This window comes from Tardiphaga sp. 172_B4_N1_3 (assembly GCF_052076035.1).
GTDB lineage: Bacteria > Pseudomonadota > Alphaproteobacteria > Rhizobiales > Xanthobacteraceae > Tardiphaga > Tardiphaga robiniae.
This window is the reverse complement of the sequence record NZ_CP197238.1, coordinates 3,888,865-3,904,611: the sequence shown is the minus strand read 5'-3', so window position 1 is coordinate 3,904,611 and position 15,747 is coordinate 3,888,865. Positions and strand designations below refer to the sequence as shown.

Below are 15,747 nucleotides of genomic sequence, written 5' to 3'. Positions count from 1 at the left end.
GTAAATCCGTCGCGGGTTCGTTTGATCATCATTCGGCCGCTGCGCGGTCATGAGCATGCGCGGCAAGATAGCGTTCGGCTTCGAGGGCGGCCATGCAGCCCATGCCGGCGGCGGTGACCGCCTGCCGATAGGTTTCATCCGCCACGTCGCCGGCGGCGAACACGCCGGGCATCGAGGTTGCGGTGGAATTCGGAGCCACTTCGACATAGCCCGAGGGCTTCAGCTTGATCTGGCCCTTGATGAGTTCGGTCGCGGGCGCGTGGCCGATGGCAATGAAGACGCCGTCGGCTGGCACCTGAGTGATGGCGCCGGTCTTGACGTTTTTCAGGCGCACATGGGTGACCTTGGCCGGGCCTTCGGTGCCGCAGATCTCGTCGAGCGCCGAGTCCCAGACCACCTTGATCTTCGGGTGCTTGAACAATCGCTCCTGCAGGATGCGTTCGGCGCGGAAATGGTCGCGGCGATGCACGATGGTGACCTGCGAGGCGAAATTGGTCAGGAACAAAGCTTCCTCGACGGCCGTGTTGCCGCCGCCGACTACGATCACTTCCTTGTTGCGATAGAAGAATCCGTCGCAGGTGGCGCAGGCGGATACGCCGCCGCCCTGGAATTTCTCTTCCGACGGGATACCGAGCCACCGCGCCTGCGCGCCGGTCGCCAGGATCACGGTTTCGGCGAGATAGACATCGCCGCTGTCGCAGGTCAGGCGGAACGGACGCTGGTTCAGATCCATGTTACTGACCAGATCGGTGACGATCTTGGTGCCGACATGATGCGCCTGCTTCTCCATCTGCTCCATCAGCCAGGGACCCTGGACGACGTCGGCGAAGCCCGGATAGTTTTCGACATCCGTGGTGATAGTGAGCTGGCCGCCGGGCTGAATCCCCTGGATCAGGACGGGCTCGAGCATCGCGCGTGCGGCGTAGATTGCGGCAGTGTAGCCAGCCGGGCCTGAGCCGATGATGACGACTTTGGCATGGATGGGGGCGGCCATGGTCGAGTCCCTTTCTGAAGGGAAATTGGTCATTGCTGAGGCGAAATGTGCCGGCGAACACGTCGCTGCGGCGTCGAAAGTCTTGTCTGCTAGTGTAGAATATCTGGCGAGCCATGCAAGAATTGCAATTCGTCCCGGCAATTTTTCCCCCGGAGACACTTAATTTCTGCGATGCACGCGCAATAAAATTGCGCAAGTTGCGGCTCCTGCGCTAAGAGAGTTCAAACGGTTTCTTTGAATACCAGCCAGGATCCGCGCCGCGTGCCGAAAAGCCTAGACGACATCGACCTCAAAATTCTCAGCGAAATCCAGGCCGACGGCCGAATCACCAATGTGGAACTCGCCAAGCGCGTTGGCATCTCGCCGCCGCCCTGCCTGCGCCGGGTACGGACCCTGGAAGAGGCTGGCTATATCCAGGGCTACCGCGGGTTGCTGGATCCCCGATTGCTCGGTTTCGACGTTACCGTGTTTGCTTCGGTCCACCTGTCGAGCCAGGCTGATGCCGATCTCAAGGCGTTCGAGGATTTCGTCCGCAAGGAGCCGTTGGTGCGGGAGTGCTGGATGCTGTCGGGCGAGATCGACTTCATCCTGAAATGCGTGGCGCCTGATATGGCAACTTTCCAGGATTTCGTCGGCCATCTCACGGCCGCACCGCATGTCCGCAACGTCCGCACGTCCTTGGTTCTGCAGAATTCGAAATACGCAGCCGCCGTGCCGCTCGAGCTGAGGGCTGCGGATTAGCAGCGAGCGCTAAAAGCAAAGGGCGCCCACCTTGCGGTGAGCGCCCTTTTTTGTTGCCGTGATGTCGAGCTTAGCTCTTCTTGCGCAGTATCGCGTCGAGGCTGATCGGGCCCCCGCCTGACGTCGCAAGATAGAGGCAGGAGAAGCAGAACAGGATGGCAGCGGTGCCGCCGTTCAGCAGCGGCAGGAAAACCGGATCCGCGCCTTTAAACATGTGACCGAGGAAGTAAGCGAAAGCCATTTCGCCGGCGAGGATGAACGCAACTGGGCGCGTGAACAGGCCGAGCAGCAGCAGCGCACCGCCGACGAGTTCAAGCGTTGCCGCGACCTGGATCAACGGCGGGATATTCGCGAAATAGGGCAGAACCGGAAATTTGAAGATCTTGGCGATGCCATACTGCAGCAACAGCAGGCCGGTGATGAAGCGGAAAAGACTTAGTGCAGCAGGCTGAAATTTAGCGAAGGCTTGGTCCATGTCATTAGTCCCCCTGTGATGACCATCGTTTCTAGCATTACTGCAATGCAAAATGCTGGTCACTCTCGTGTGAAAACACGTGAGCTGTGGAAGTATTCCAGAAGTTTCCGTGAGTGGCGATGGCTGGATACCGCAATCAGGGGACAATAAAAAAAGCCGCGCATCATGCGCGGCTTTCTTGTTTCGCGTTGAGCGCTGTCGATCAGCGCCACTCGACCTTGGTGATCTCATAGGCCTTGGCCCCGCCGGGAGCGACGACTTCGACCGATGCGCCTTTGCTCTTGCCGATCAGCGCACGCGCCAGTGGCGAGGTAATCGAGATGCGACCTTTCTTGGCATCGGCCTCGGGCTCGCCGACGATCTGCCAGACCGCCTTCTTCTCGGTGTCCTCATCGATCAGCGTCACGGTCGCGCCGAACTTGATGGTATCGCCGGACAGCTTCGAGATATCGATGATATCGGCGCGGGCGAGCTTGTCTTCGATATCGCTGATGCGGCCTTCATTATGCGACTGCTCTTCCTTGGCGGCGTGATACTCGGCATTTTCCGAGAGGTCGCCATGGGAGCGCGCTTCGGCGATCTGCTCGATGATCCGCGGACGGTGCACCGACTGACGTTCCTTCAGCTCGACCTCCAGCGCAGCGTAGCCACCTGCTGTCATCGGGACCTTCTCAACCATTCTCTTCGTCCTCTAACGTCATGCGGAACGCGGCGGCGCGCGCATGAAACCATTCGTTCTGCAAGATGTCGGCTTGGCTGCGCTTGCAGCCAGTTCAGACGCCGGCTTCGAGTGCCGAAACAAAACAAAGACGCGACCGGTGAGTTCCGGTCGTGCCTTGCCTAGCTGATCTCGTCGGACCTGCAGTCCGCCCGAATTCAGGCTTCGGAAAAGTAACTCTGCAATGTGCGGACCTCAAGGTCCCCGCCCAGATAGGCCCGGACGCCCTGTGCAGCCGCCACGGCACCCGAAAGAGTGGTGTAATACGGTACTTTATGCAAGAGGGCAGCCCGCCGCAGCGAGCGGCTGTCGGCCAGGGCCTGCGGCCCGTCGGTGGTGTTCAGAACCAGCTGAATCTCGCCATTGGTGATGGCATCGACGATGTGCGGCCGGCCTTCCAGCACCTTGTTGATCTTCTCGGCCGGGACGCCGTTGTCGACCAGGAAGCGCTGGGTCCCTGACGTCGCGAGCACCTTGAAGCCGTTCGACGAGAGCAGCTTCACGGCATCGAGAATGCGCGTCTTGTCGCTTTCGCGCACGGACACGAATACGGTGCCACTGCGCGGCACGCGGGTGCCGCCGCCGAGTTGGCTCTTGGCGAAGGCGATTTCGAACGAGCGGTCGATGCCCATCACTTCGCCGGTGGAGCGCATCTCCGGGCCGAGCACCGTATCGACGCCGGGGAAACGCGCGAACGGGAAGACCGATTCCTTGACGCCGACATGGTCGAGCTTGCGCTTCTTCAGATTGAAGTCGGCGAGCTTCTCGCCGGCCATGATACGCGCGGCGATCTTGGCCACCGGCATGCCCATCACCTTGGCAACGAAAGGCACGGTGCGCGACGCGCGCGGATTGACTTCGAGCACGTAGATGTCGCGATCCTTGACCGCGAACTGCACGTTCATCAGTCCGACCACGTCGAGGCCGAGCGCCATGTCGCGGGTCTGGCGTTCGAGCTCGGCGATCATGTCGTCGTCGAGCGAATGCGGCGGCAGCGAGCAGGCCGAGTCGCCGGAGTGAATGCCGGCTTCCTCGATATGCTCCATGATGCCGACGATGAAGGTATCCTTGCCATCGCACAGGCAGTCGACGTCGACTTCGATGGCATCCGACAGGTAGCGATCGAACAGCAACGGATTGGTACCGAGTACCGTATTGATCTGGCCGGTCTTGTCGTTCGGATAGCGCGCCTTGACGTCGCCGGGCACCAGCTCCGGCAGCGTGCCAAGCAGGTAATCGCCGAGCTGGCTTTCCTCGCGAATGATCTGCATCGCGCGGCCGCCGAGCACATAGGACGGACGCACCACCAGCGGCAGGCCGAGATCGGCTGCGACGAGGCGGGCCTGTTCGACCGAATAGGCGATGCCGTTCTTCGGCTGCTTCAGCTTGAGCTTGTCGAGGATGCGCTTGAAGCGATCGCGATCTTCGGCAAGATCGATGGCATCCGGCGAGGTACCGAGGATCGGCACGTCGGCGGCTTCCAGCGCGCGCGCGAGCTTCAGCGGGGTCTGGCCGCCGAACTGCACGATCACGCCATGCAGCGTGCCGTTCTGACGTTCGGTGTCGATGATCTCGAGCACGTCTTCGGCGGTCAGTGGCTCGAAATACAGGCGATCCGCGGTGTCGTAGTCGGTCGACACGGTTTCCGGATTGCAGTTGACCATGATGGTTTCGTAGCCGGCGTCGGCGAGCGCGAAGCAGGCGTGACAGCAGCAATAGTCGAACTCGATGCCTTGGCCGATACGGTTCGGGCCGCCGCCGAGAATGATGACCTTGTTCTTGTCCGACGGCTGACTCTCGTCAGCGAAGGCGCCGGCGAAGGACGACTCATAGGTCGAATACATGTAAGCGGTCGGCGAGGCGAATTCAGCGGCGCAGGTGTCGATGCGTTTGAAGACCGGACGCACATCGAGCGAGCGGCGCAGTGCCTTGACGTCGGCCTCGGTCTTGCCGGCGAGCACGGCGAGGCGCGCGTCGGAGAAGCCCATGGCCTTCAGCGTCCGCATGCCGAAGGCGTTGGCGGGCAGGCCATTGGCCTTCACCTTGGCTTCCATTTCGACGATACCGCGCATCTCGGCGAGGAACCACGGATCGATCTTGCAGGAGTTGAAGATTTCCTCGTCGGTCCAGCCCAGACGCATGGCCTGGCCAACCTGCAACAGACGGTCCGGCGTCGGTGTACCCAGGGCAGCGCGGATCGCGTTCTTGTCGTCGCCGCGGCCGAGATCCTCGATCTCGATTTCGTCGAGGCCGGTCAGGCCGGTTTCAAGTCCGCGCAGGGCCTTCTGCAGTGACTCCTGGAATGTGCGGCCGATGGCCATCACTTCGCCGACCGACTTCATCGAGGTGGTCAGCGTGCGCGATGCGCCCGGGAATTTCTCGAAGGCGAAACGGGGAATCTTGGTGACGACATAATCGATCGTCGGCTCGAACGACGCAGGCGTTGCGCCGCCGGTGATGTCGTTGGCGATTTCATCGAGCGTGTAACCGACGGCAAGCTTTGCCGCGACCTTGGCGATCGGGAAGCCGGTGGCCTTCGACGCCAGCGCCGAGGAGCGCGACACGCGCGGATTCATTTCGATCACGACCATGCGGCCGTCGGCAGGATTGACGCCGAACTGCACGTTGGAGCCGCCGGTCTCGACGCCGATCTCGCGCAGCACCGCCAGCGAGGCGTCGCGCATGATCTGATATTCTTTATCGGTCAACGTCAGCGCCGGCGCGACGGTGATGGAGTCGCCGGTATGCACGCCCATTGGATCGAGATTCTCGATCGAGCAGATGATGATGCAGTTGTCCTTCTTGTCGCGGACGACTTCCATCTCGTACTCTTTCCAGCCGAGCACTGACTCTTCGATCAGCACTTCGTTGGTCGGAGACGCGTCGAGGCCGCGCTCGATGATGTCGAGGAATTCTTCGCGGTTATAGGCAATGCCGCCGCCGGTGCCGCCCATGGTGAAGGACGGGCGGATGATCGCGGGCAAACCAATTTCAGACAGCGCCATCAGCGCCTGGCCGAGGGCATGCTCCTGATAGCGCTTGCGGCGGTCGCCTTCATGCAGCACCCACTGCCGCTCGTGCTCGGCCAGTGCGTCGCCAGTCAGCTTGGCTTTTTCGGCCTGATGCTGCTCGCGATACTGCTTCTTCAGTGCGGATGCGTTGGCGAGCCGCGACTTCGGCGTCTCCAGCCCGATTTTCGTCATCGCCTCGCGAAACAGCTGGCGGTCTTCGGCCTTGTCGATCGCTTCGGCGGTCGCGCCGATCATCTCGACGTCGAACTTCTCCAGCGTGCCCTGCTGGCGCAGCGACAGAGCGCAGTTCAGCGCGGTCTGGCCGCCCATGGTAGGCAGCAGCGCAAAACCCTTGGTGCGGTCGCCGCGCTCCTTTTCGATGATCTTGGCGACGATCTCGGGTGTGATCGGCTCGATATAGGTCGCGTCCGCCAGTTCCGGGTCCGTCATGATCGTGGCCGGATTGGAATTGACCAAAACGATCCGGTAGCCCTCTTCCTTGAGCGTCTTGACGGCTTGCGTGCCCGAATAGTCGAACTCGCAGGCCTGGCCGATCACGATAGGACCGGCGCCGATGATCAGGATGGTGGATATGTCGGTGCGTTTTGGCATTTAAACTCGCGGTGGTGACAAATCGGCACAAAAAAAGGGCGCGCATACGCGCGTCCCTCGGGCCCGGGCGCCAAACCAGCCATTGACCCCTCAGGGAGCCATAGGCCGATCCTCGCGCGCGGCTGTCTTTAGACCACTATAACGGGGCGGGGAAGGCTTTTGAAGGTGCCATCAACCGGCAATTTGGGCCGGTTTCGGGCGCTTCAGAAGGTGTCCGGCGAGGACGAGCGCAAAGGCTGCCGCCTCGGCGCAGCCGCCGATCCAGCCGAGGTGGTTGGAGCTCAATGTCGACAGCACCACGCCGCCCAACGCGCTGCCGCCGGCAAAGCCGATATACATGGCCGAGGCGTTCAGCGAGAGCGCGATGACCGAGGCTTCCGGCGTGATGCGCACGAGATGTGCGACCTGTCCGGGATAGAACATCCAGCCGGCAATGCCCTGGGTAAAAATAAAGACCAGAAACAGCACGCCCGCAGTGGCGGGCGGCGCGAATGTCAGGGCCACCGATTGCAGCGTCAGTGACAGCATCATGCCGATCAGGCCCAGCGTCGAGGTCCGGAGCGGCCCGATACGGTCGGACATCGCGCCGCCCAAGGTATTTCCGATCGCCGCGGCGACGCCAAAGACCAGCAGTGCCAGGCTGATTCCGTTGGCGTCAAAGCCAAGTCGGTGCAGCGGCACAGCCAGATAGGTGAATGAGGTAAAGCCTCCGAGGCCCCACATGCAGGTCACAGCAAGGGTTTTCAGCACTTCGGAATGGCGCGCGACGGCAAGCCTCTGACCGAGTGTGGCAGCAGTGCGTGGCAAACCGCGGGGCAATCCCAGCAGCAGCCCGGCCAATGCGACGGCGCCGAGTGCGGCGACCATCACGAACGTCGACCGCCAGCCAAAATGACTGCCGACCCAGGTTCCGAGCGGCACGCCCAGAACCGTCGCCACCGTCAGGCCGGAGATCACCAGCGACGCGGCGCGGCCACGGCGTTCCGGTGCAGCGATCGCGATTGCGACGGCCATGGCGGTCGGCATGCACAGTCCGGCGCCGACAGCCATCAACATGCGCGATAGCAGGAGAATGCCGAATGTGGTCGCAACGGCCGCCAAAAGATTTCCGACGATGAAGCAGACCAGCGCCAGCGAGACGACGGTGCGGCGGTCAAAATTGCTGAACAGTACAGCCAGGATCGGCGAGCCGATGGCATAGGTGATGGCGTAAACGGTGACCAATTGTCCCGTGGCCGCCAACGTGACATTCAGGTCCGCTGCCATGATTGGAAGAAGACCAGCAATTACAAATGCTTCGGTCCCAATCGCAAATGCCGCCACGGCCAGCCAGAAGACGCTCATCGCCAAATCCTTAGTTCAATCTTTGTTGAACTATTGATGCGGCAATGCAAAATGTCAAATGGTTCAAGAAATATTCAACATTGCGGCAGCCGGCCGGAATCAGTATTGAGGAGTCATGAGCCGCATTCTCCCGCATCCCACGCGCGAACAGATCGAATTGCCTGGCGTGATGGATTGCCTGAGCGATCCGATTCGGCTGGCGATCGTCTACAATCTGGCCAAACGCGAGAAAGAGGTCGGCGAATTGCGCTGCGGCGATTTTTACGGCCTCAGCGGCAAGTCCAATCTCGCCTATCATTTTGCGAAACTGCGCGAGGCCGGCCTGATGGAAACGCGCGCGGTGGGGACGGCGCGGTTGATGAAACTGCGCCGCGAAGATCTCGAGAGCAGATTTCCGGGTTTGCTGGATGCGGTGCTCGCATCGGCCGAGCGCGATGCCGAGCGCCTGCAGCTTCCGGTGCTGGAATTCACCGAAGCCTGACAGCGCCGACCCACTGGTAAATGTCTGAAAGGTTGGAGGCCCAGCCTGGACTTGAACCAGGATAAAGAGCGATGCATCGCCCCCGCGTAGACATTTCCGCCACCGGGCCGAGCACAATGTTACCGATCACGGGGTGGCGATCCACCTCAAGTTTTGTAAACCGTCTGTTAACCTTAATCGTCCGTTTGCCCCAGCCGATGCCTCAGAACGCGTGGTGGGCGACGAAGGTCATGCGCGAGGAATTGTGGCCGATATTGACCGGCGTCCGCGAGGCCCGGAAACCGGCCGCGGTCAGCTTGGCCAGCATCTCCGCCTCGCTGTAGCGCTGCAGGCCAACCTTGGTGCGCAGCTGGCGGTAGTCCGAGAGGGCCGTGCGAACAAGCCCAACGAACGCATCCCACAGAAAGCCGTGTTCCCGAGCGAGCTTCAGCAGCGCCATGACATCGGTCGCCATGCCGACATCGGGCTGCAGAATGTCGCCGACCACCAGCTTGCCGCCAGGCGCCAGCAGCCGCTTGATGATCGCAAAGGCATCGTCGAGTTCGGGGCCGGTCATGTACTGAGCCACCGAATTCATGACGGCCAGGTCGATCGACTGCGCCGTCATGTTGCGCAACTCTTCCAGCGACCGGACCCGGATTTTGGTGTTGGGCGCGAAGCGGGCGACCAGTCGGCCGCGAACGCCAGGCGCGGGCTCTGCCAGGATCAGCTTGCTGCAGGCATTGGCCACCTTGGCGGCCGAGAGTGCTTCGCCGCAGGCATAGTCGAGCACGACGGCGTCCTGAGAGGCGATGTAGCCAATGATGTCGCGGGCGATGACCTCGAAATGCACGTCACGATGCAGCTTGCTCGCATAAATCGTATGCGTGGAATCGTAATAATCGATCCAATCTTCCATCGTCTGCCCGGCCCGATTGTTGTTCCCGTGTCGGGAACCCCTATATTTGTCATGCGTTGAAACGGTCTAGAGCGTTTTCAGGCGCGTGGGAAACCGCCTTTCCTTCAAGAACCGCAGTTTTCGGAAATTTGCAGTGCTTTCCGTCAAGACCACTCCGATTTTTCCTGAAATCTTCCGCCCTGACGACAACCCTCCAGCCATCAAATCATCCGACACGGGAAGGTAAGTAACGTGAGCACCAAGACATCGAAAATCGCTGCCGAAATGAATACCCCGACTGACCTCTCAGCCGACGCCGTGGAGAAGGTGGCCAAGGCGTTGAACGGGTTGCTCGCCGACGCTTTCGCGCTCTACCTGAAGACCAAGAATTTCCACTGGCATCTCAGCGGCCGCCATTTCCGCGACTATCACCTGATGCTCGACGAGCAGTCCGACCAGATTTTTGCGACGACTGATCCGTTGGCGGAACGCGTGCGCAAGATCGGCGGACGCACGCTACGTTCGATCGGCGAAGTCGCCAAGCTGCAGACCATTAAGGACAATGATGAGGCGTATGTGCCGCCGGTGGAGATGCTGCGCGAGCTGATGAACGACAACAAGAAAATGGCAGCGGCGATGCGCAAGGCCCACGAGGTCTGCGACGACGCCAAGGACATCGCCAGCGCCAGCCTCCTTGAAAACTACATCGACGACACCGAGCGCCGCACCTGGTTCCTGTTCGAGGCGTCGCAGCAGGAAGGCGGCAACGAGGCGTAAGCTTCGTTCCCGATTGAATATGTCAAAGCGCCCGCTTCACAGCGGGCGTTTTCATGTGGAGATGCCGTTGTTCAGCACCAGCGCTGGGCCACGGCTATTCAGGCTGAATACCGAGCTCCTGAATCGTCTTGCCTGTGGCGACGAGCTCGGCGTCGAAAAAGCGCTTCGCGCCCGCGGGCGTCACCACGTCACCGGAGGCGACGTCGAAGCCGAGGACAGGCGCGCGCTCCTGCACATCCGGCGATTTCAGTGCCTGCGCAATCTCGGCACTGAGTTTGTCGACGATCTCGGCAGGTGTCCCGGTCGGGGCCATCATCATGAACCAGCCTTGCAGATCCGCGCCCTTCAACGTCTCGGCGATCGCGGGCACATCCGGCAATGAATCGACGCGCTTGTTGCCGGCAATGGCGAGTGCCCGCAGCGTACCGGCTTTGATGAAGGACTCAGCCACCGATGCGGACTGGATCGTCACCTGGGTGCGTCCGGTCAGGCTGTCCTGGATCGCGTTGGTGATGGTGTTGTAGGGGACCAGTACGAAACTCGTGCCTGCCTGCTTGTTGATGGTTTGTGCGATCAGGCCGGAGATGTTGCGCGCGCCGTCGACCGCCATGCTCAGGGAACCGGGGGCAGCTTTTTCAAGCACGATCAATTCCGCCAGCGTCTTTGCTTTCACTTCGGGATTGACGAGCAGCACGTGGTTGCTCCGCGCCACCATCGCCACCGGCACAAAATCCTTCACGGGATCGTAGGGCAGTTTCTTGAACGTATAGGGATTGGTGACCAGCGCCGCCGACGTTGCGAACAGGAAAGTGTAGCCGTCCGGCGCGGCGCGCGCGACCGTCTGTGCGCCGACGAGGTTGGCGGCGCCCGGGCGGTTCTCAACGATGAACTGTTGTCCGAGCGCGCGGGACAGTTTCTCGGCGACGATGCGGCACAGCACATCCGGGCTGTTGCCCGCCGCTTGCGGCACCACGATCGTCACCGGCTTTTGCGGCCATGATTGCGCATAGGCGGGCAGCGAGAGGCAAAGAATGCCACCGGTCAACAAGAAACGACGGGACAATGTGAGCATGGACTTCCTCCTGAAATGGTTGGCCTGCGATTTCTGATCGCTTGTTGGGGCGCGCTTTCGAACGAGCGGGTCTTTGTCGTGAGAAGCAGCCCGCGGCGCTGGTGGCGCGGGCTGCCGCTTGCATCAGGTCTCGTCGGCCACGCCGTTGCGCAGCACGCCGAGCCGATCGATCTCGACCTCGACGATATCGCCCGGCTTCAGCCAAAGTGGAGGCGTGCGCTTGGCGCCCACGCCGCCCGGTGTGCCGGTGGCGATCACGTCGCCCGGCTCAAGGCGGGTAAAGGACGAGCAGTATTCAATCTGACGCGGGATATCGAAGATCATCTGATCGATGGTGGCGTCCTGCACGACCTGGCCATTGACGCGGGTCTGCAGCCGCAGCGGCGCCACGTCGCCGAGTTCGTCCGGCGTCATCATCCAGGGGCCGAATCCGCCGGTCTCGGGAAAATTCTTGCCGGGCGTGAACTGATGGGTGTGACGCTGGAAATCGCGCACGCTGCCTTCATTGTAACAGGCATAGCCGGCGATATGGCTCCATGCATCTGCCTGCGAAATGTATCGTCCGGGCTTGCCGATGATGATGGCGAGTTCGCCTTCGAAGTCGAGGTGGGTCGAGACCTTCGGCCGGATGATATTGGTGAGATGGCCGGTCTGGCTGTTGGCAAAGCGGCCGAAGACCGTAGGATTGTCGACTTCGGCGCGTCCGGTTTCCTTGCGGTGCATTTCATAGTTCAGGCCGATGCAGAGAATCTTGTCCGGATTCGGAATCACCGGCAACCAGGTGATGTCAGCGGTCGGGATGCGCTTGGCCTTGCCGGCTGCATCACGCACCACGGACAGCGCGTCGGCTGCGATGACGGATTTAAGGTCGGGGAAGCGATCGCCAAGCAGTGCGCCCACATCGAGCGCACCATTGCCCTCGATCACGCCCCAGGTGGGTTTTCCGCCGATCTGAAAACTTGCCAATTTCATCGTGATGTCCTCGTTCTGGAAGCTGCGTGTCCGTGGGGAATGCTGGTGTAGTGACGCTGTGCGGCCGGCCTGATCATCGGAGCCGCTCCGCAAGATCGGTGAGCAGCGCGTCGAGTGCGCTGGTCTCGCTGGCGACGCCGAAGACGTAGTGGTCGGGCCGGACGATTGCGGCGCGGCAGTCGTGACGGTCGAACCAGGCAGCGAGAACGCCGTCCTCTTCAGTAAGTACGTCATCGGCGGCGGGGCCGATGCGAATTGGCCTGATGTCCAGCCGAGTCACGATCGCTTGCAGATCGGGATTGAGCTCCAGTTCGTTGCGCATATCGAGCACAAGCCGCCATCCGGTGCCGGCAACGCTATCGAGGCGGCGCCGTCCTTCTGCAGTCCTGATCCATGGCTGGGGGAACAGCGTGCCGTGCGCCGGGTGGAGGGGAAATGCCAGTAGTCCCGTCTGCAAAGGTGGCACGATTTCCTGACGGGTGATGGTGCGGGGTTGGCCGCCACCCTCCGCAAGAATGCGCTCGTCGCGTGCTGCTGCGGCGTCGGGATCGCGTTCGCAGATCACATGGCCGATGGCCTTGATGCGGGAAGTGAGCTGGCGCACATGCTCGCCGCGCTCCTCGCCGTAGCTGTCGAGCAATTTTGCATTGGATTGTCCGCGGAGTACGCAGTCGAGCTTCCAGATCAGATTGCCGACATCGCGGATGCCCTGACACATACCCTGGCCGATGAATGGAGGCTGCTGATGCGCGGCATCGCCGGCGAGGAAGATGCGGCCGCATCGCCATTCCTGCGCGACGAGCGCATGAAACCGGTAGCTTGCAGCACGCCACAGCATGGCATCATCAGGCGTGATCCAGCGCGAAAGCAGCCGCCAGACCGGCGCGGCCGTTTCCATCTCGCGCGGATCTTCGCCGGGCAGCAGCATGATCTCGAAGCGACGATGATTGCCGGGGCCGATGATGAAGGTCGTGGGCCGCGACGGATCGCAAAATTGCGCGGCGGTCTGCGGCAGCGTGCTAAGGGAGGCGTCGTTGACCTGAAGATCGACGACAAGCCAGGGCTCATCGAAGACGAGATCCTCGAACGCGATGCCAAGCTGTTGCCGGGTGCCGCTCGATGCGCCGTCGCAAGCGATGACGTAGTCGGCGGTGACGGCGCGTGTTGTGCCGTGATCGTCGCGCAAATGCAGTGTCACACGATCGGTCGATTGCTCGAAGCCGAGCAGTTCGGTGCCCAGCTCGACCTCGACGCTGTCATAGGCCGCGGCATGTTCGCGCAAGGCAGCTTCGACCGGCGGCTGCGTGAACACCATGCTGGGCGTGTAACCGAGCGGATAGGGCTCCGCGACCATGTCGATGCGGCGGATCAGCTGTCCTTTGGCACCGAAATGCTGGGAGGCGGGGAACGGAGCAACGTAAGGCAGCACGCGCTCTGCCGCGCCGAGATTGTCGAGCAGACGCAGGATCTCATGATCGATCGCGATCGCACGCGGCTTGTCATAGACCTCTAGCTGACGGTCGATGGCCAGCGTGCGGATGCCACGGTCGCCAAGAAGACTGGCCGCGATGGCGCCTGACGGGCCGTGACCGATCACGACAACCTGGAAGTCGTTCTGCGGCCGTTCGGGTGAAAGTATCACGCGGCACTCCAGTCGGCATAAGGAACCGCGGTCTGTGCCGCCTTGACGTGATCGGCCTTGGGCGGGGCGATACCCCAGTGATCGGTGCGGCCGGGTGGCCAGACCCATTCCGACGGCCCGCGCACCACATAGCTGTCATCGACCTGCAGAACTTCGGCGGTGTATTCGATGACGATCCCGACCGGATCGATGAAATAGGCAAACACATTGTCGCCGGGGCCGTGGCGGCCGACGCCCCAGGCAATGGGAAAGCCGGCGTCGATCATGCGACCCGAGCCCCGCATCACCGCTTCGAGATCCGGCATCAGGAAGGCGACGTGATTGAGCCCGTTCACGGCAGCGTCGGCGATGACGATGGCGTGGTGGTCGCTGTTGCAGCGAACGAAGGCCATGATCTTCGAGCGGTCGGTGAGACGAAAGCCGAGCGCCTGTTCGTAGAACGCGGCGAGATCATCGACAGCGGTGCTGTTGATGTTGACATGCGCGAGACGCGTCGGCCGGTTGGCCGATGACGGAGCTTCGGCATGTTGCAGGTCGCCATGAACGAAGCGAAGCACGCCGTCACCGGGCGCGCCAATGCTCATGATCGTTCCGCCATCGGGCCCCGGATTCGGAGCCGGGCCTGAGAGCAGCGTGGCCCCGTGTTTCACGGATGCTGCGGCGATCGTTTCGAATTCCGCATCCGAATGCAGCCGGAACGTGATGGCCCTCAGCGCGGGGCGATCGCCCTGCTGCAAGGCGACGACATGGTGATCGGTGCCGCTGGCCCGCAAGTAAGTGACGCCTTCGTGGCGCGTCACGAGGTCGAGTCCCCACACAGATGTGTAGAACTGCTCGGATCGCTGCAGGTCGGGCGTGTCGAGATCGACACTGCGCAGGGCTGTGATCGGGAAATGGGTCATTGCGAAGCCTGCTCGTCAAGGCCAAGGAAACGTCTTGCATTGGCATGAAGGACGAGATTGCGCGTCGCCTCGTCGCCGATCGCTGATGCGGCGCGCGTTGCCGGCGTGCGATCGTGAAATGCGAACGGGTAGTCTGTGCCGAGCATGATCTGCGTCGCGCCGAACTTGGCGATCAGATGCAGCAGCGTCGGGTCGTCATAGACCAGCGCGTCGTAATAGAGCCGGCGTGCCTGCAAGATCGGCGATTCCTGGATGCTCTCCTGCAGCACAGGAAATACCTGATATCCCTCCTGAAGCCGCGGCAGCAGCGAGGCGAGCGTGCCGCCGCCGTGGCTGAACGCCATGCGCAGGCGCGGGTGGCGCAGCAAGAGGTTCGAGGTGATGACGGATGCCGCGGCAAGGCCGACATCGGTCGGATAGGCCAGTACCTGCTGCAACTGCGCGGGGCCGACGAGGCGATCCATGCCGCAAGGCCGCAGAGCATGGACGAACACCGCCATGTCGAGCTTCTCGACCTCGGCGAAGAATCCGTCGAAGTCGGGAGACCCGATCGGCTTGCCGTTGATGTTGCTGCCGATCTCGATACCCGCAAAGCCGAGTTCGTGCTTCAGCCGATGCAGCTCGGCAATGGCGCGGTCGATGTCCTGCAGCGGTACCGCGCCGAGGGCGACGAGGCGGCCACCGGAATGCATGACCATCTCGGCCATCTGGTCGTTGATGTAGCGGAGGAGATCATTCGCCGCTGCGGGCTCCATCCAATAGGACAGTAGCTCCGGCATCGGCGAAATGGCCTGCACGCCGAGTCCCATCTCCGCCATATCCGTGACGCGCTTGGCGACATCCCAGCAGCGATCCGACACCGTGCGATAGATGCGGCCGGCCATCATCACATGCTTGTGGCAGGGTTTGGCATCCGCCATCGACGGCCAGTCGGCCGGCACCGCCGCGCCCAGGTAGGAAGGGAAGGAGGACGGCACGACATGTGCGTGGACATCGATCCCGCAGCTGCATGGGGAGATGGCGCTCATAGGCACTGTGATCGGGCAATGCGCGGCTGGACAGCTGCGAAAACTGCCGATGCCTCAGGCGCTTGCTGAGCCTTGCCAAACATTGTCGCGCCTCCCGCCAG

The 15,747-nt window shown here is 61.9% G+C and carries 14 protein-coding genes; 3 read left to right on the top strand and 11 right to left on the bottom strand.

What is annotated here, in order from left to right; translation table 11 throughout:
* Nucleotides 1-28: 28 nt before the first annotated feature.
* Nucleotides 29-994 carry a thioredoxin-disulfide reductase gene (gene trxB / locus AB7783_RS18525; protein WP_441278438.1) on the bottom strand — a complete coding sequence of 322 codons (966 nt, stop codon included), beginning with the start codon at nt 992-994 and terminating at the stop codon, nt 29-31.
* Between the two features lie 261 nt (nt 995-1,255).
* On the opposite strand from trxB, the gene AB7783_RS18520 reads away from it, so the two are divergent.
* Nucleotides 1,256-1,735 carry an Lrp/AsnC family transcriptional regulator gene (locus tag AB7783_RS18520; protein WP_068730339.1) on the top strand — a complete coding sequence of 160 codons (480 nt, stop codon included), beginning with the start codon at nt 1,256-1,258 and terminating at the stop codon, nt 1,733-1,735.
* 70 nt (nt 1,736-1,805) lie between these two features.
* Here the strand turns inward: AB7783_RS18520 and AB7783_RS18515 are convergent, their stop codons facing one another.
* From AB7783_RS18515 to AB7783_RS18500, 4 genes are all read right to left on the bottom strand, one after another.
* Nucleotides 1,806-2,210 carry a DoxX family protein gene (locus tag AB7783_RS18515; RefSeq protein WP_093757105.1) on the bottom strand — a complete coding sequence of 135 codons (405 nt, stop codon included), beginning with the start codon at nt 2,208-2,210 and terminating at the stop codon, nt 1,806-1,808.
* A 202-nt stretch (nt 2,211-2,412) separates the two neighbouring features.
* Entirely contained in the window at nt 2,413-2,889 is a 477-nt protein-coding gene (gene greA / locus AB7783_RS18510) for a transcription elongation factor GreA (RefSeq protein WP_068728727.1), read from the bottom strand.
* Between the two features lie 197 nt (nt 2,890-3,086).
* Complete coding sequence (gene carB, locus AB7783_RS18505; protein WP_441278437.1) at nt 3,087-6,551, bottom strand: carbamoyl-phosphate synthase large subunit; 3,465 nt, start codon at nt 6,549-6,551, stop codon at nt 3,087-3,089.
* Nucleotides 6,552-6,722: 171 nt separating this feature from the next.
* The gene (locus tag AB7783_RS18500; RefSeq protein ID WP_441278436.1) at nt 6,723-7,895 is read right to left on the bottom strand and encodes an MFS transporter; all 1,173 of its coding nucleotides are present in this window, start codon (nt 7,893-7,895) and stop codon (nt 6,723-6,725) included.
* Between the two features lie 115 nt (nt 7,896-8,010).
* Between AB7783_RS18500 and AB7783_RS18495 the strand changes: the two genes are divergently transcribed.
* Nucleotides 8,011-8,376: an ArsR/SmtB family transcription factor gene (locus tag AB7783_RS18495; protein ID WP_089265920.1), complete on the top strand. Its 366-nt coding sequence runs from the start codon at nt 8,011-8,013 to the stop codon at nt 8,374-8,376.
* Between the two features lie 202 nt (nt 8,377-8,578).
* On the opposite strand, the gene AB7783_RS18490 is transcribed toward AB7783_RS18495, so the two are convergent.
* Nucleotides 8,579-9,274, bottom strand: coding sequence for a class I SAM-dependent methyltransferase (locus AB7783_RS18490; RefSeq protein WP_441278435.1), 696 nt, complete (start codon nt 9,272-9,274; stop codon nt 8,579-8,581).
* 264 nt (nt 9,275-9,538) lie between these two features.
* Between AB7783_RS18490 and AB7783_RS18485 the strand changes: the two genes are divergently transcribed.
* Nucleotides 9,539-10,030, top strand: a complete 492-nt coding sequence (locus AB7783_RS18485; protein WP_089266251.1) for a Dps family protein — start codon at nt 9,539-9,541, stop codon at nt 10,028-10,030.
* A 94-nt stretch (nt 10,031-10,124) separates the two neighbouring features.
* Here the strand turns inward: AB7783_RS18485 and AB7783_RS18480 are convergent, their stop codons facing one another.
* From AB7783_RS18480 to AB7783_RS18460, 5 genes are all read right to left on the bottom strand, one after another.
* Nucleotides 10,125-11,102 carry a Bug family tripartite tricarboxylate transporter substrate binding protein gene (locus tag AB7783_RS18480; RefSeq protein WP_441278434.1) on the bottom strand — a complete coding sequence of 326 codons (978 nt, stop codon included), beginning with the start codon at nt 11,100-11,102 and terminating at the stop codon, nt 10,125-10,127.
* A gap of 123 nt (nt 11,103-11,225) precedes the next feature.
* A complete protein-coding gene (locus AB7783_RS18475; protein ID WP_441278433.1) occupies nt 11,226-12,074 on the bottom strand; it encodes a fumarylacetoacetate hydrolase family protein in 849 nt (282 codons plus the stop codon).
* A 73-nt stretch (nt 12,075-12,147) separates the two neighbouring features.
* The gene (mhpA, locus tag AB7783_RS18470; protein WP_441278432.1) at nt 12,148-13,716 is read right to left on the bottom strand and encodes a bifunctional 3-(3-hydroxy-phenyl)propionate/3-hydroxycinnamic acid hydroxylase MhpA; all 1,569 of its coding nucleotides are present in this window, start codon (nt 13,714-13,716) and stop codon (nt 12,148-12,150) included.
* Nucleotides 13,713-14,618 carry a VOC family protein gene (locus AB7783_RS18465; RefSeq protein ID WP_441278431.1) on the bottom strand — a complete coding sequence of 302 codons (906 nt, stop codon included), beginning with the start codon at nt 14,616-14,618 and terminating at the stop codon, nt 13,713-13,715. The genes mhpA and AB7783_RS18465 overlap by 4 nt, the downstream gene beginning before the upstream one ends.
* A complete protein-coding gene (locus tag AB7783_RS18460; RefSeq protein ID WP_441278430.1) occupies nt 14,615-15,646 on the bottom strand; it encodes an amidohydrolase family protein in 1,032 nt (343 codons plus the stop codon). Before AB7783_RS18460 ends, AB7783_RS18465 begins: the two co-directional genes overlap by 4 nt.
* Between the last annotated feature and the right edge of the window lie 101 nt (nt 15,647-15,747).

Bases quoted from the DNA above. Each gene is read 5' to 3' on its own strand.
- AB7783_RS18485 (WP_089266251.1), top strand. From the start codon at position 9,539: ATGAATACCCCGACTGACCTCTCAGCCGACGCCGTGGAGAAGGTGGCC.
- AB7783_RS18495 (WP_089265920.1), top strand. From the start codon at position 8,011: ATGAGCCGCATTCTCCCGCATCCCACGCGCGAACAGATCGAATTGCCT.
- AB7783_RS18475 (WP_441278433.1), bottom strand. From the start codon at position 12,074: ATGAAATTGGCAAGTTTTCAGATCGGCGGAAAACCCACCTGGGGCGTG.
- greA (WP_068728727.1), bottom strand. From the start codon at position 2,889: ATGGTTGAGAAGGTCCCGATGACAGCAGGTGGCTACGCTGCGCTGGAG.
- AB7783_RS18480 (WP_441278434.1), bottom strand. From the start codon at position 11,102: ATGCTCACATTGTCCCGTCGTTTCTTGTTGACCGGTGGCATTCTTTGC.
- AB7783_RS18500 (WP_441278436.1), bottom strand. From the start codon at position 7,895: ATGAGCGTCTTCTGGCTGGCCGTGGCGGCATTTGCGATTGGGACCGAA.
- AB7783_RS18490 (WP_441278435.1), bottom strand. From the start codon at position 9,274: ATGGAAGATTGGATCGATTATTACGATTCCACGCATACGATTTATGCG.
- AB7783_RS18460 (WP_441278430.1), bottom strand. From the start codon at position 15,646: ATGAGCGCCATCTCCCCATGCAGCTGCGGGATCGATGTCCACGCACAT.
- trxB (WP_441278438.1), bottom strand. From the start codon at position 994: ATGGCCGCCCCCATCCATGCCAAAGTCGTCATCATCGGCTCAGGCCCG.
- AB7783_RS18515 (WP_093757105.1), bottom strand. From the start codon at position 2,210: ATGGACCAAGCCTTCGCTAAATTTCAGCCTGCTGCACTAAGTCTTTTC.
- AB7783_RS18465 (WP_441278431.1), bottom strand. From the start codon at position 14,618: ATGACCCATTTCCCGATCACAGCCCTGCGCAGTGTCGATCTCGACACG.
- carB (WP_441278437.1), bottom strand. From the start codon at position 6,551: ATGCCAAAACGCACCGACATATCCACCATCCTGATCATCGGCGCCGGT.